Consider the following 14,309-nt stretch of genomic DNA (forward strand, 5'->3'; position numbering starts at 1 on the left):
ATATATGCTGATTTTCATAAAGAATTGCTTTTTATATAACAATAAGAATATTTATAAAAATTTTAAGAAGTGCATGTAAGTCCAACGACTTCTTAACTGCTAGATTTTCTACATTATTAGAGCATTCAGTCTACATAATTCCAAAAATAGTAAGAAACTATCAGCCTATGGATAAATTGTTAGAAAATATAGATAATTGTAAAAGGATAGAGAGAAAAGTTAAACATGCGACTAACTAAAAAAGCAAAGGTCTGATTTACTTTGCTTTTTATTTATACATACATGTAAAAAATATCATAATAAACCAATTTATTCTTTGTGAAATCCATCGTTTTAGACGATGTGAAATAATTTATTTGAAGGAGGAGACCCAGATGAAGATTATGAAGATGTTGGTTATTGCATTATTTAGTTTAAGTTTAGTTGTCACACCAGCTGCTGCTGAAGTTCCGGGTGTCGACCATTCAATGAAACGAGGTGCTACACAAGGAATTGTAGCGGCATCTCACCCGCTGGCTGCTGAAGCGGGAAGGAAAGTTTTAGCTGAAGGCGGAAACGCTGTGGATGCGGCAGCTGCCATTCAGTTATCTCTAAACGTTGTGGAACCGATGATGTCAGGTATCGGCGGCGGCGGCTTTATGATGATTTATGAAAAAAAGAAAGATAAAATTACGATGTTAGACAGCCGTGAAATGGCACCAGCTGATGTCACGCCTAAGCTGTTTTTAGATTCAAAAGGAAAAGTTATCCCTTTCAGTAAGCGTCATATAACAGGAAAAGCAGTTGGAGTTCCTGGTACGCTAAAAGGAGTAGAAACAGCCCTTAAAGATTATGGAACAATGGACTTATCAGATGTTATTAAACCAGCTATTACTCAAGCAGAGCAAGGAATCAAAGTAAATTGGTCGATGGCTCAGTACATTGATGAAAATGTGGACAAGCTTGAAAGATACCAAACGGCCGGTAATGTATTCGTGCCGAATGGCAAGCCGTTAAAAGAAGGAGATAAGCTTGTTCAGCCGGATCTTGCTAAAACATTAAAGCTTATTCAAAAAGAAGGAGCAGACGCTCTTTATAAAGGAGAAATTGGAAAAGCGCTTGTTAAAGAAGTTCAAAAACGCGATGGAAGCATGACCATGGATGATTTGAAAAATTACGTTGTAAAAGAACGTGAGCCGGTCAAAACAACTTACCGAGGCTACGATGTGGTCAGTGCGGCTCCTCCTAGCTCCGGCGGATTAACCGTGCAGCAGATTTTAAAGCTAATGGAAGGTTATGATGTAGAAAAAATGGGTTCCAATACGCCTCAGTATTTGCAGCATTTAACGGAAGCGATGCACTTAGCTTTCGCGGACCGCGCGGCGTATATGGCAGATGAAGACTTTTACGAAGTACCGAAAAAAGGACTGTTAGATGAAGATTATATTAAAGAACGTCGTAAATTAATTAATCCAAACAAAGCAACGCCTAATGTCAAAGAAGGAGATCCTTGGAAATATGAAGGAAAAGAAAATCCAAATAAAGCAACAGTAAAGGAAGAAAATCCAATCGGCCAAACGACTCATTTCTCTGTTGTAGACAAATGGGGAAACATGGTTTCTTACACGACTACCATTGAACAAGTTTTTGGTTCAGGAATTATGGTTCCTGACTACGGATTTATGCTTAACAATGAAATGACGGATTTTGATGCCACTCCGGGAGGCGTGAACCAGGTTGAGCCTAAAAAACGTCCTCGAAGCAGTATGTCTCCAACGATGCTGTTAAAAGACGGAAAGCCGTTCATGGCAATTGGTTCACCGGGAGGACCCACCATTATTGCGTCTGTAGCAGAAACGATTATGAATGTTATTGACCACAAGATGCCAATTCAAAAAGCGATTTTAACACCTCGTATTTATTCAGGCGGCTATCCAACCGTAAGATGGGAACCTGGCTTTAGCCAAGATACAATTCTTGAAATGATGGCTAAAGGACATGCGTTTGAAGAAAAGCCTGAGCATATTGGAAACGTTCAAGCGGTTATCTATGACTATGAAACAGGGAAAATGTACGGAGGCGCTGATAATACGCGCCAAGGCACGGTATTAGGAGTAGACGCAATTAAATATGTATCTAAACAGCCAAAACCAATTAAAGAAGAGAAAAAAGGAGAGTTTACAGTTGAAGTCAACCGTGCCGTTTATCCATTTACTGATAAGCAAGTGAAGCTGATTGATGGAAAGCCTTACGTTCAGTCCGATCGCCTGCTGTTAGGCTTAGGTGTCATTGATTCGAGTGACTTAAAGCTGTATAAACCAAATCATCACTCTTATTTATCAGTTATCAAAGTAGCCAAATCACTTGGCTACAAAGTGAAATGGGATGACGAAAAGAAAGTGGTCTCATTAGAAAAAGATCCTGGTGAAGACGATGCCGGCGATGATGAAGACGGAGACGTTATTACAAATTAAAAAATAGGCTGGGAAAAAAGTAGTTTAGTTGAATGAAGATCCGAACGAGGAATTGAGATTCTTGATGGAGAATCCTACTCGTTCGGATTTTTTTATTGGTATGGCAAACGTAGGTCTTCTGTGTGTAGTTACTTCTAGCTGTTGCACGGAGATCAACAGCGGTGTAACGAGCGATTCATACTAGCTCCTTTATCCCATTTGTTCATCTTTAAATTGAATGGATTTTGTTATGTCGCCACCTCATTTTTTATGAAAGCAAATAAAATTGGCGATTTTAAACCAAACGACAAAAAAATTTGCGCGGTTTGCCAAAAAGTTGTAGAAATCGACAGTTTTTTTGGCATGTGTAAGAAAACCCGTGATAAAAAGACTGATAGAATGCTACAAACAAAGTTGGCATCATTTTTGCATAAGAAATAGATGAGGGGCTGTATCAATGAAAAAAATACATAGTTAAATAACCACCTATGTTTACTTCACACAGAATAAAATGCAACGGAGGTATAGAAAATGAAAAAAGACATTTCAATTATCGGTGTACCCATGGATTACGGACAAACAAGAAGGGGTGTAGACATGGGGCCGAGCGCGATTCGCTATGCAGGCATGAATACACGCTTAGAAGCTCTTGGCTATACCGTACACGATGAAGGCGATATTAAAGTAGAAATTAAAGAGCGTGCAGATGTAGATAAAAATACGAATCTAAAAAACTTAGCGGCTGTAGCCAGCGGAAATGAACAGCTTGCTGCAAGAGTTGAAGAAGTGAGAGAGCAAGACCGCTTTCCGTTAATATTAGGCGGAGACCACAGCATTGCAATTGGAACGCTTGCAGGAGTCGCGAAAGGTTCAGAAAATTTAGGCGTTATTTGGTATGATGCTCATGGTGATTTAAACACAGCTGAAACATCTCCATCAGGCAATATTCACGGCATGCCGTTAGCGGTGAGCTTGGGTATTGGACATCCTGTACTTTTAAATATTGGAGGGTATACCCCAAAAATTAAACCTGAAAATCTAGTTATTATCGGTGCACGCTCACTAGATGATGGTGAAAAAGAGTTAATTAAAGAAAAAGGAATTAAAGTGTATACCATGCACGAAATTGATCGTTTAGGTATGACGCAAGTGATGAAAGAAACGATTGATTATTTAAGCGGTACAGACGGCGTGCACCTGTCGCTGGACTTAGACGGCTTAGATCCGGATGATGCACCAGGCGTAGGTACACCTGTAAAAGGCGGCATCAGCTACCGAGAAAGTCATTTAGCAATGGAAATGCTAGCGGAAGCAGACATGGTGACATCCGCTGAATTTGTAGAAGTGAACCCCATTTTAGATCAGCATAACAAAACTGCAGAAGTAGCAGTTGCGTTAATGAGTTCATTGTTTGGCGATAAGCTTTTATAAGAAAAAGCTACTTATAGGTATCGTGTGGAGAAAATCTGTTATGATCCAAGAAACGGTCATGCAGGGCTAAGCGGCTGCCATCCTCGCTACGGGGGTGGCGCCATTTGAAAATCATCCGGAATCAATGGACTTCAGTCATGAAGAGCTACCTAATAAGCGGCTATAAAAACAAAATAAACCTAAAAAAATGAAAGCGATTTCATTTTTATGCAGCAAAGGGAGGAAATGGGATGAATATTCCACAGGGGCAGCCAGGAGAATTAAAAAGAACGATGAAAACAAGGCATCTTTTTATGATATCACTAGGAGGATGTATCGGTACCGGTTTTTTCCTTGGTTCAGGTTATACCATCAATGAAGCAGGTCCGATGGGAGCAATGATTTCCTACTTAGTAGGAGGAATCATTATGTATCTAACGATGCTGTGTCTTGGAGAATTATCCGTTGCTATGCCAGTTGCAGGATCGTTTCAAACGTACTCCACTAAATTTATCGGCCCTGCAACCGGTTTTGCGATTGGATGGCTGTACTGGCTAGGATGGGCAGTAACGGTGGCACTTGAGTTCTTAGCTGCTGGGCAATTAATGCAAAGATGGTTCCCAGACTCGCCCGTTTGGTTATGGTGCGCCATTTTTGGAGCGTTAATTTTTTCACTAAATGCACTTTCAGCTAAAGCATTTGGTGAAACAGAATTTTGGTTTTCAAGCGTTAAAATTTTCGCCATCATTATGTTTATTGTTGTAGGTGGAGCGGCAATGTTTGGACTCATTGATATGAAAAGCGGACAGGAAGCACCGCTTCTATCAAACTTCTTTGCCGAAGGGCTGTTTCCAAATGGCGTAACGGCTTTGCTGATTACAATGATTACGGTGAACTTTTCGTTTCAAGGAACAGAATTGATTGGAATTGCGGCAGGAGAAAGTGAAAATCCGGAAAAAACAATTCCAAAAGCGATCAAGCAAACGGTTTGGCGTACGCTTTTCTTTTTCGTCTTATCCGTGTTTGTCCTAGCAAGCATGATTCCTCGTGAAAAAGCAGGGGTCGTAGAAAGTCCGTTTGTTGTTGTGTTAGACAGTGTAGGTGTACCTTACGCGGCGGATATTATGAACTTTATCATTTTAACAGCTCTTCTTTCAGTCGCAAACTCTGGATTTTACGCGGCTACACGTATGCTTTATTCTCTTTCAAGAGAAGGAATGGCAAGTCCTGCGCTTGGAAAAGTTAACAAAAGAGGAGTTCCGTTTAATGCACTATTAATTACGCTTGTGATTTCATGTTTTTCGCTGCTTTCAAGCGTAGTGGCAGCTAAAACCGTTTTTGTATGGTTGATTTCACTCGCTGGACTTGGCGCTCAAATTGGCTGGATTGCGATTACAGCTTCACTGCTTGCGTTTCGTCGTGCTTACGTGGCTAAAGGTGGAAAAGTAGAAGATCTGAAATTTAGAACACCTCTTTATCCGGTTCTTCCTATCGTAGCGCTTATTACGAACTGTATCGTTATGATCAGTCTTGCGTTTGATCCCGAGCAGCGAATGGCGTTATACTGCGGAGGTATTTTCTTTATAGGTTGCTATGTTTATTATTATTTGAAAATTCGAAAACAAAATCAGTCAAAACAAGAGCAAGAAGTTCAGCTTGCGGAAAATAAACGAATGATTATTTAACATAAAAACCCGGAAAATCACGATTTTCCGGGTTTTTTATGTACTTGTCTTTAGCTATCTAGTGTTGTTTCTTCATTTTTACGGCGGCGAAGTCTCCATAGCGTGATAAGGGCAACCAGTGTAAGAACAATACCGCTGCCGAGCAGGATATGACTTACTGTTTTATCCTGCTTTTTTTGGCCTTGTTCAAAATATTTCTTGTACATTGCCACCGCAGCTTTATTTTGCTTGTATTTTTTCGGAACGCTCATTTCTTTTCCGAGTTTCCAGCCGTCTTTATAAGCTTTTTGCTGTAAAGATTTCACATCTTTATTCGAATAAAAACCTGCTTTGTACCATTTTTCTAGTTGAGGCTTGTCCTGAAGACTTTTAGGCGCTCTATAGGTCTGATAAGTGAAAGCTGAGTCGTATCCGTCTGCTTTTACGTCTTTTTGTTTTTGTTTCTGTCCTTTTTCATATCCTTGCTCAAAGGCTGTTTGCAATTCGCCTTCTGCTTCTGCAGGTACTTCGAGTGGAAGGTCGTGATAACCTTGTACGTAGCCCTGCTTTTCAAACTGCTTTTTTTGCTGCTTCAGCACTTCGGCTTGAGCGGTTTCAAAGCCTTCTGTAAAAGCCTGACGTGTGACATCCTCATCATCATACATGCTCGGAACACTCATTGAATCATTTTCAAGACCTTGGTCATAGCCTTCTTTTTTTGCTTTAACAGATAAGTCCATTAAAGAAATAGCTTTTTTGTAGCCTTGAACATAACCTTTATTCCAGTCGGATGACTTAGAAGGGAAAGGGTCGATTTCTGATTGAATAGTAGCATGTTTGTAATCAAGGACGCCTTGCTGATAGCCTTCCTCTTCGCCGGCAGCCATTTCATTTTCTTGTTCAGTCTTAAGTTCTTCCTCTTTTTGCTGCTGACCTTTTTTATATCCTACCGTATACCCCATCATAAACCACGTGAATTCTTCTGAAGATTTGTCCAGCCCTGTTGTTTGATCAAACTGTTCGAATTTTTTCTGTGCGTACCCATCTTCTTCTCCAAGCGAATAGCCTTCTTGATAGAGAGAGTCAAAAATAGCTTTTACATCTTCAGTTGTATCCACGTCTGTTGACTGGTCCAAAACATCGGAAGAGGAATCCGGGGAATCGGGAGTAGCATAAGAAGGGATGGGATCACTTGCAAGAATAAGTAAGCAAGCTGTACTAATAACGGCTAATTTTTTTTTCATCATTTCTTCACCTTTTAGTTCAAAGTCAATGTTTATTTTGTAGTTTAAACGTACAGCTTTCTATGTAGAAAGGCGTGTAAAAGTTTTTCCAATTATGAAAATTATAACATTTAAATGAGAAGGAGAATAGGTGGTAAAAAGGAGAAATATGTGTTTTTCGCAGAGTTTTATCTCTGGCGCTGTTTTGCCTTTTTTACTCTGTATGATCGGTAAAATATTTCAGCTACAAAACAGAATAAAAGGAAAAAAAGAACAAATAATTCGGCGAACTCCATAACACGAAACGGACTGTAGGCATTTTGTAAGGCCATGGAAAAACTAAATCCTTGCATCATATCCACTCCGATAGAAAATCCCATTAAGCATCCTAATAGCAAAGCTGATATCCAAACGATTTTCATACGTCTCACTCTCCGTTTTTGTTTTTTTTCTTAAAAACATTCTACCGATAGTTTTTGTTATTTTTTTTGTCTTACGCTTTGATTGCTCTATTAAAAATTGCATACAAAGCATTTATTTGGAAAAAGCTAAAAAAAAGAAAAGAAAGGTGTTTTTAATCGTGCCTTCTTTATTTAAAAATAAAAAAAGCAAAGACAATAAAAAGGAAACAGAAAGTTCGCTACCGGAGGAACAAGAACTGCTGATGCAGTCGCTTGAAGGTAATATAGCCAACATAAAAAAGCGAACGGGGAACAGCTCGGATATGGTGATCCGCTATATAAAAATCGGGGAACGGGCAGCCATTCAAGCAGCTGTTATCTATATAGACGGGATTGTAGACAATCAGTCTATTCAAGAGCTTTTAGTAGACACCATGATGAAAGATGACGTGTTTTCTGAACCAATAACGCCTCAAAACGCCTTTACGTTATTAAAAGAAGATGTAGTAGGAATTGGAGACGTTGCGATTTTACATACGTGGAGTGAAGTTTTTCCAGCCTTGATGTCAGGAGACACGCTTATTTTGATAGATGGAAACAACCATGCAATGAGTGCAGGTACGAAAGGCGGAGAGTGGCGTTCGATTCAAGAGCCTACTACACAGCTTGTCGTTCGGGGTTCGAAGGAAGGGTTCACGGAATCGATTGCTAAAAACATGCCCATGGTTAGGCGAATTATCAAATCGCCCGACTTATGGGTAGAAACGATGAAAATTGGGAAAGTAACGCAGACAGACGTTTCAATGATGTACATTAATGGAATTGCCAATGACAAAATCGTAAAAGAAGTAAAGCAGCGTCTTAACCAAATTAATATCGATAGCATCTTAGAATCAGGCTATGTGGAGCAGCTTATTGAAGACCAAACGTACACTACTTTTCCTACGATGTATCACACGGAGCGTCCCGATATCGTTGCAGGAAATTTGTTAGAAGGGCGTATTGCGATTTTTGTAGACGGAACGCCATTTGTGCTGATTGCACCGGCTGTCTTCATTCAGTTTTTTCAGTCTCCTGAAGATTATTATTCGCGCTTTGATATTGCAACGTCGATTCGTTTTTTACGCATTCTTATTTTTTTTATTTCACTAATTGCACCGGCTACGTATGTAGCGATCACAACTTTTCATCAGGAAATGGTTCCGACGAAGCTGCTCATTGCCATTGCTGCACAGCGGGAAGATGTTCCATTTCCTTCCTTGGTTGAAGCGCTTATTATGGAAGTCACATTTGAAATTTTGCGAGAAGCCGGTATTCGACTTCCAAGGGCGATCGGTTCTGCAGTTTCAATTGTAGGAGCGCTCGTGATTGGGCAAGCATCGGTTCAAGCGGGGATTGTATCTCCAGCAATGGTTATTGTTGTGGCGATGACGGCGATTGCAAGCTTTGCTACACCTTCTTTTGCCATTGCGATTTCCGCACGGCTCATTCGTTTTGTTTTTATGATTGCAGCAGCTACTTTTGGGTTTTATGGCATTATTCTGTGCTTTTTAATGATGATTGTTCATCTCTGCAGTCTGCGTTCATTTGGCGTTCCATATATGACGCCTCTTGCTCCGTTTATTCCGAGCAACTCAGGTGATACCATTGTTCGCATGCCGTGGTGGATGCTTAGACAAAGACCAAGGCTTATTAGCAGTGGAAATATGGTGAGAGAAGGAGACGATCAGCGGCCGATGCCTCCTAAAAGCCGAGGAATGGCAAACACTACTGTGAAAGAAGGCGATCAAAATGATGCGTAAAGGGCTCTTATGTACAGTAATGGCGTTTACGATTTGCTTTCTTTCAAGCTGCTGGAGCAGTAAGGAATTAACCGATTTAGCGATTGTCGCAGCGATGGGAATTGATAAAACAAAAGATGGTCAGTATCAAATCACGCTGCAAATTATTAATCCAGGCAACGTAGCCGGCGGTCTTCAAGGAGGCGGCGGAGGTACACAAAGTCCGTCTGTTTCTGTATACGGAGCAAAAGGAGCAAACTTAGTGGAAGCAAGCAGAAGAGCATCGAGCACGGTATCAAGAAGACTGTACTACGCTCATACAAACTTAATTGTTATCGGAGAAAGTCTAGCGAGAACGGAAGGCATTGATGTCATTATTGATGCCATTGACCGAGATCCGGAATTTCGAATTACATCTGATATGGTCATTGCAAACGGCGTAAAAGCCTCCAGCTTTGTAAAATCTCTTACGCCAATTGATAAAATTCCAGCTAATAAAGTCCTTAAAACGCTGGAGCTCACCGAACAAAAGTGGGGAGAACATATGAAAGTATCGGCTCAAGAAGTTATGAAAAACCTCGAATCTCCTGGAAGTCAAGCGCTGATGTCAGGGTTTGGAATAAGAGGTAGCGCTCAAAAAGCCCAAACGCTGCAAAATCTTCAGCAAACTGCTCCTGAATCGACTCTTCGTGCAGAAGGACTCGGCATGTTTAAAGATGGCAGGCTGATTACATTTTTATATGGAAAAAAAGCGCGAGGCGTGATGTGGCTGCGGGATAAAGTGCAGGGAACAGATGTGAATATTTCATGGAAAGATAAAAAGAAAGCTATTGCTTATCAAGTCGTCCGTCAGCGAACAAACGTGAGTGCAAATATGGTGAATGGCAAACCAAAGATGATTGTAAGAACTAGGGTAGAAGGAGATATTGGTGAAATGGAAGTACCTGTAGATATTAAAAATCCATTTGTGATTCTTAATATTGAAAAAAAAATAGAAGCAGCGATTGAAAACGAAATAAAAGAAGCGTTTGCTTTTGCTCAAAAAAAACAGACGGATGTTGTGGGATTTGGAGAAGTCGTGCACGAAAATTATCCGAGGCAGTGGAAAAGGCTTCAGCACGAGTGGAGCGATGTGTATTTTCCTGAAGTGGAGATGGATGTGAAAGTAGAAGCGTATGTAAGACGAGCAGGCTTGCGAAACAAGTCGTTTATGTCTGATGCGGTAAAACAACGACAGTAAACAGGAGGGAGCAATGAGTGGAAAAAGTGAAAATTAGCTCTGTGCAGTTTTTTATTTTAATCGTCCTTTTTGAACATGGAAGCGCATTGCTCATTCCGCTTGCAATGGATGCAAAACAAGACGCCTGGCTTGCTATTTTACTCGGTATGTTTGGGAGCTTGTTGCTTTACCTTATTTACTACGGCCTGTATAGATACTACCCTACTATGTTACCTACGGAATATATGCAAAAACTGTTAGGGAAAGTCTTGGGGTCCGTACTGGCCTTTTTATATTTGCTCCATTTCTCATATGCTGCCGCTCGCGTACTTCGTGATTTTGGAGAAATGCTGCTGACATTTGGCTATCCCGACAGCCCTTTGTTTGTGGTGAACGCGATGCTGATGCTGTTGATTATTTATACCGTGCACAAAGGACTTGAAGTAGTGGCTCGGGCAGGAGAGCTAATGTTTATTTTGATGTATATCTTGGCTGTAGCAGGATTTGTGCTTATTTTTGTTTCAGGCTTAATTGATTTTACCTCTTTAAAACCGATACTTGGAGATGGGATTTGGCCGGTTTTGAAAACGGTGGCTACTCAGACTCTGTATATTCCGTACGGAGAAGCTGTTGTGTTTACGATGATTTTTCCATATGTAAAAGATCCTAAAAAAGTAAAGCTTGTAGGCCTTTGCGGCATTGTGTTAAGCGGCATTAATTTAGCAATTACAATGGCGATTAATGTTAGTGTATTAGGGATAGGATTGACTAACAGGTCAGTCTTTCCGCTTTTAAGTACGGTAGAGAGCATTAGGGTAGCTGATTTTTTAGAACGGCTGGACGTGTTTTTTATGATTGCATTAGTCATCGGAGGATTTGTTAAAATCAGCGTCTTTTTTTACGCCGTGATTGTTGGACTTTCCACACTGTTTAAGGTGAAACGACCTTCTGCGCTGACATATCCTGTGGGCACGGTGATTTTATTTTTTTCTTTGACGATTGCAAGTAATTTTCAAGAGCATTTAAAAGAAGGGCTAACGATTATGCCGGTGTTGCTTTTTATCCCTTTTCACGTAGTGATTCCGTTTACGCTGCTCTGTATAGCATTTATTAAACATCGCATGAAAAAAACAAACGCGCTGCAGCCATCCTAATGGCTGCAGCGCGTTCGTCTGCTACTGCAAATGCAGGTGCTCCCGCTCTTTTTTTACTTGTTCTAGCTGTGAAATCGTAACAAGCTGATACCCTTGTGTGTGAAGCTGCTTCATAATTTCAACCGCTGCTTCGGCACTTGTTTGATAAATATCATGCATTAAAATAACTTTTCCGTCTCCGACTTGGCTCATAACTGCTTGAACGGAGTGAGGAACGTTTCGATATTTCCAGTCTTCGGGGTCGATATCCCATAGAGTCACGCCAACATTTCCGATATAACGTCTTACATTTGCGTTCACGGCTCCATAAGGAGGGCGTACATGCAGTGGTTCATAGCCGCTCACTTGTTTAATGAGCGCTTGGGTATCGCCTATTTGGTGTTTGACCTGAGCTTCGTTCAAACGTGTGAGCTGAGGATGATCCCAAGAGTGATTTCCCACTTCGTTGCCTTCCTTGACCATACGTTCGATTGTTTCAGGATAATATTGAACGCGGCTCCCTAACACAAAAAAGGTAGCGTGCCCGTTCACTTCTTTTAATCCATCTAAAATCACATTGGTAGATGAAGGGTTAGGTCCATCATCAAAGGTCATCGCAACGACTTTTTTAGTTGGATCAATAGGCGCTCCTTGCTGCGGCATTTCGTTAACGATATGTTTTGGAGGCGTTTCTTTGACTTTATTTTTATTTGCTGCTTCGTCTTTGTAAGCATCGCTCAGCATGTCTTTAAATAAATCTTTTTGGATAGCGATTGTTTTGGTTTTCGTTTGTTCAGTACCTAGCTGATAAGGCTTAAAATAAATCACAATACTGTTTTCAAGCAGCGCAAACTGACTGAAATTTTGATTAGCTGCCTGAGTTCCTTTTTGAAGGTCCGGGTCAAAATCAGCTGTTTTCATTTGTTTTTTTAATTCAGCATATGAAATAGCCGACAGGCGATCTAAATAGTTTGCATCTTCTTTAAATAAATCCTTTAATGTCATTTGTTTTTGAGCAGGCAGGTCGAAGGTAAAGGTTTTGAGAGAAGAAGTTCCTTTCTCTCCATTTACAGATTCATATTCATCAAAGACAACGCTTAGCGTTTGCTTGCTGTAATGGACGATTTTGTATGTAATCGTTAATTCAGATTTTTTCTTTTTTGACTGCTTCTTCAGCTTTTTTTCATAGTGTGCCACTTGATCTGTTACGTAAGCTTGAATGGATTGATCGATTTCTTTTTTACCAAAGGAAGGGTAGCTAATGGCATAGCCTCCGTCGGTAAGGTCTTTAACTAGTGTTTGAATTTCAACGTTTGGATAGGTTTGATCTGTTTGAATATTTGCCGTTTTTTTCTCTGTACTGTTTGCTTTGACGATATACCCTGCTGTACCAAGAAACAAAATACAGCATCCAAGCAGTGTCAAAATACGTTTGTAGCCCATGGTTTTCATGTAGTAATATTCCCCTTTTTGTATATATCTACCTAATAGACGCATGAGACCATCATTTAGTTTTACTTTTTTTAAAAAAAACCAAACTATTTTTCTACTCATTCCGTCTACCTTATAGATGTACTTCAGCAAGAGAAAATAGAAGGGTATGAAAGACGATGAAAAAACATGATGCACATCAGGTGCTCGTAGCGTGCGTAACCGAGCATAAAGCGGATTTTTACCGGCTTGCTTTCAGCTATGTAAAAAATCAAGAAGATGCGCTTGATATTGTGCAAGAATCGATTAAAAAAGCACTCATTTCAATGGACAGTATCAAGGATATTCAATCGATTAAAAGCTGGCTTTATAAAATTGTTGTACGAACAGCAATCGATTTCCTGCGCAAGCATAAACGTTTAACGCTTATGGAAGATGAAGCGCTTGAGTACTTGAGCAGCGGACGTGAAGATCAGTATGAAGATATCGATTTAAAGCAAGCAATGGATCAGCTGCCGCTTAAATATAAAACCATTATTATTCTGCGTTTTTTCGAAGATTTAAAAATGGACGAAATTGCGGAAATCATTGAGGAAAATGTAAATACGGTCAAGACAAGGCTATACAGAGCGTTGAACCTGTTGCGGATTACTATGACGGAGGAGGACTTAGAACAATGAATGAAAAAATAGAAAAGTTAAAGAAGCAGTATCATGACATTCCTATTCCAGAGGAATTAGATGATGTTGTTGCAAAGGCACTTTCTTCACATCCTCGTAAAAAGAAATCCTATATTTGGCCGAGCGCAATTGCGGCAGCAGCGATGATTTTTATCACAACGGTGAATGTGAGTCCAGACGCGGCAAATGCAATGGCAAAAATTCCTGTGCTTGGAAAAGTAGTAGAAGTGATCACATTTGATGAACTAAAGCAAGAAGAAAAGCATTCTCGTATTGACGTGAAAACACCATCGATTTCAGGCTTGGAAAACAAAGGTCTTCAAACAAGCTTGAATGAAAAGTATATAAAAGAAAACGAGCAGCTGTATGAACAGTTTAAAAAAGAAATGAAAACATTACAAAAAGGAGAGAAAGGAAACGTGGCTGTCAGCAGCGGCTATGATATTATGACGGATACCGATGATTTGCTTGTGGTTCATCGATATGTGGAACAATCGAGAGCTTCAACGTCGAGCGTCAATCAGTACGACACGATTGATAAAAAACACGAAGTGCTCGTTACGCTTCCAAGTTTGTTCAAAGATAAAAGCTATATAGAGGTCATTAGTGAAAATATTAAACAGCAAATGAAAGATCAAATGAAACATGAAGAAGGCAAAATCTACTGGCTGACTGAAGAAGATATGGATCCTTTTAAAGAGATTGCTGAAAATCAAACCTTCTACATTACAAAAGATCATAAGCTTAGAATTGTATTTGATAAATACAAAGTCGCCCCAGGATATATGGGAAACGTTGAGTTTGAAATTCCAACGGACGTTATTTCAAACCTTCTGGTTGGTAAACGGTATATTCATTAAAAAACAGGCGTGGACGCTGAATGTTCACGCCTGTTTTTTACATAAAGAAACGTTAAAATTTATTTTTATGCAAAA

At 40.0% G+C, this 14,309-nt stretch carries 11 protein-coding genes; 8 read left to right on the forward strand and 3 right to left on the reverse strand.

Annotated elements, in window-relative coordinates; translation table 11 throughout:
• The first annotated feature begins 374 nt into the window (after positions 1–374).
• The 3 genes from ggt to MMB69_RS05060 all read left to right on the forward strand — a co-directional run bounded on the left by ggt (position 375) and on the right by MMB69_RS05060 (position 5,527).
• A complete protein-coding gene (gene ggt / locus MMB69_RS05050; protein WP_269870261.1) occupies positions 375–2,453 on the forward strand; it encodes a gamma-glutamyltransferase in 2,079 nt (692 codons plus the stop codon).
• 510 nt (positions 2,454–2,963) lie between these two features.
• Positions 2,964–3,863: an arginase gene (gene rocF / locus MMB69_RS05055; protein WP_013058586.1), complete on the forward strand. Its 900-nt coding sequence runs from the start codon at positions 2,964–2,966 to the stop codon at positions 3,861–3,863.
• A gap of 230 nt (positions 3,864–4,093) precedes the next feature.
• Positions 4,094–5,527, forward strand: a complete 1,434-nt coding sequence (locus MMB69_RS05060; protein ID WP_043978423.1) for an amino acid permease — start codon at positions 4,094–4,096, stop codon at positions 5,525–5,527.
• 50 nt (positions 5,528–5,577) lie between these two features.
• Here the strand turns inward: MMB69_RS05060 and MMB69_RS05065 are convergent, their stop codons facing one another.
• Together MMB69_RS05065 and MMB69_RS05070 are read right to left on the reverse strand one after the other, a co-directional pair.
• Positions 5,578–6,750, reverse strand: a complete 1,173-nt coding sequence (locus tag MMB69_RS05065) for a hypothetical protein (RefSeq protein ID WP_269870260.1) — start codon at positions 6,748–6,750, stop codon at positions 5,578–5,580.
• 167 nt (positions 6,751–6,917) lie between these two features.
• Positions 6,918–7,151: a YczF family membrane protein gene (locus tag MMB69_RS05070; RefSeq protein WP_050689902.1), complete on the reverse strand. Its 234-nt coding sequence runs from the start codon at positions 7,149–7,151 to the stop codon at positions 6,918–6,920.
• A gap of 158 nt (positions 7,152–7,309) precedes the next feature.
• Between MMB69_RS05070 and MMB69_RS05075 the strand changes: the two genes are divergently transcribed.
• Genes MMB69_RS05075 through MMB69_RS05085 form a run of 3 tightly spaced genes read left to right on the forward strand, consistent with a single transcriptional unit; the run spans position 7,310 to position 11,284 of the window.
• Complete coding sequence (locus MMB69_RS05075; protein ID WP_264408466.1) at positions 7,310–8,932, forward strand: spore germination protein; 1,623 nt, start codon at positions 7,310–7,312, stop codon at positions 8,930–8,932.
• Entirely contained in the window at positions 8,922–10,151 is a 1,230-nt protein-coding gene (locus MMB69_RS05080; RefSeq protein ID WP_277447280.1) for a Ger(x)C family spore germination protein, read from the forward strand. Before MMB69_RS05075 ends, MMB69_RS05080 begins: the two co-directional genes overlap by 11 nt.
• 17 nt (positions 10,152–10,168) lie before the next feature.
• Positions 10,169–11,284 (forward strand): GerAB/ArcD/ProY family transporter, encoded by a 1,116-nt coding sequence (locus MMB69_RS05085; RefSeq protein ID WP_221783659.1) that lies wholly within the window; start codon positions 10,169–10,171, stop codon positions 11,282–11,284.
• A 21-nt stretch (positions 11,285–11,305) separates the two neighbouring features.
• Here MMB69_RS05085 and MMB69_RS05090 read toward each other — a convergent pair whose 3' ends face one another.
• Positions 11,306–12,715, reverse strand: a complete 1,410-nt coding sequence (locus tag MMB69_RS05090) for a polysaccharide deacetylase family protein (protein WP_221783661.1) — start codon at positions 12,713–12,715, stop codon at positions 11,306–11,308.
• A gap of 158 nt (positions 12,716–12,873) precedes the next feature.
• Between MMB69_RS05090 and MMB69_RS05095 the strand changes: the two genes are divergently transcribed.
• Together MMB69_RS05095 and rsiV are read left to right on the forward strand one after the other, a co-directional pair.
• Positions 12,874–13,374 carry an RNA polymerase sigma factor gene (locus MMB69_RS05095; RefSeq protein ID WP_221783662.1) on the forward strand — a complete coding sequence of 167 codons (501 nt, stop codon included), beginning with the start codon at positions 12,874–12,876 and terminating at the stop codon, positions 13,372–13,374.
• On the forward strand, positions 13,371–14,234 hold the full coding sequence (gene rsiV / locus MMB69_RS05100) for an anti-sigma-V factor RsiV (protein WP_277447281.1): 864 nt from the start codon (positions 13,371–13,373) through the stop codon (positions 14,232–14,234). Before MMB69_RS05095 ends, rsiV begins: the two co-directional genes overlap by 4 nt.
• Positions 14,235–14,309: the final 75 nt, after the last annotated feature.

The organism is Priestia sp. P5 (assembly GCF_029522155.1).
GTDB classification, from domain to species: domain Bacteria; phylum Bacillota; class Bacilli; order Bacillales; family Bacillaceae_H; genus Priestia; species Priestia megaterium_E.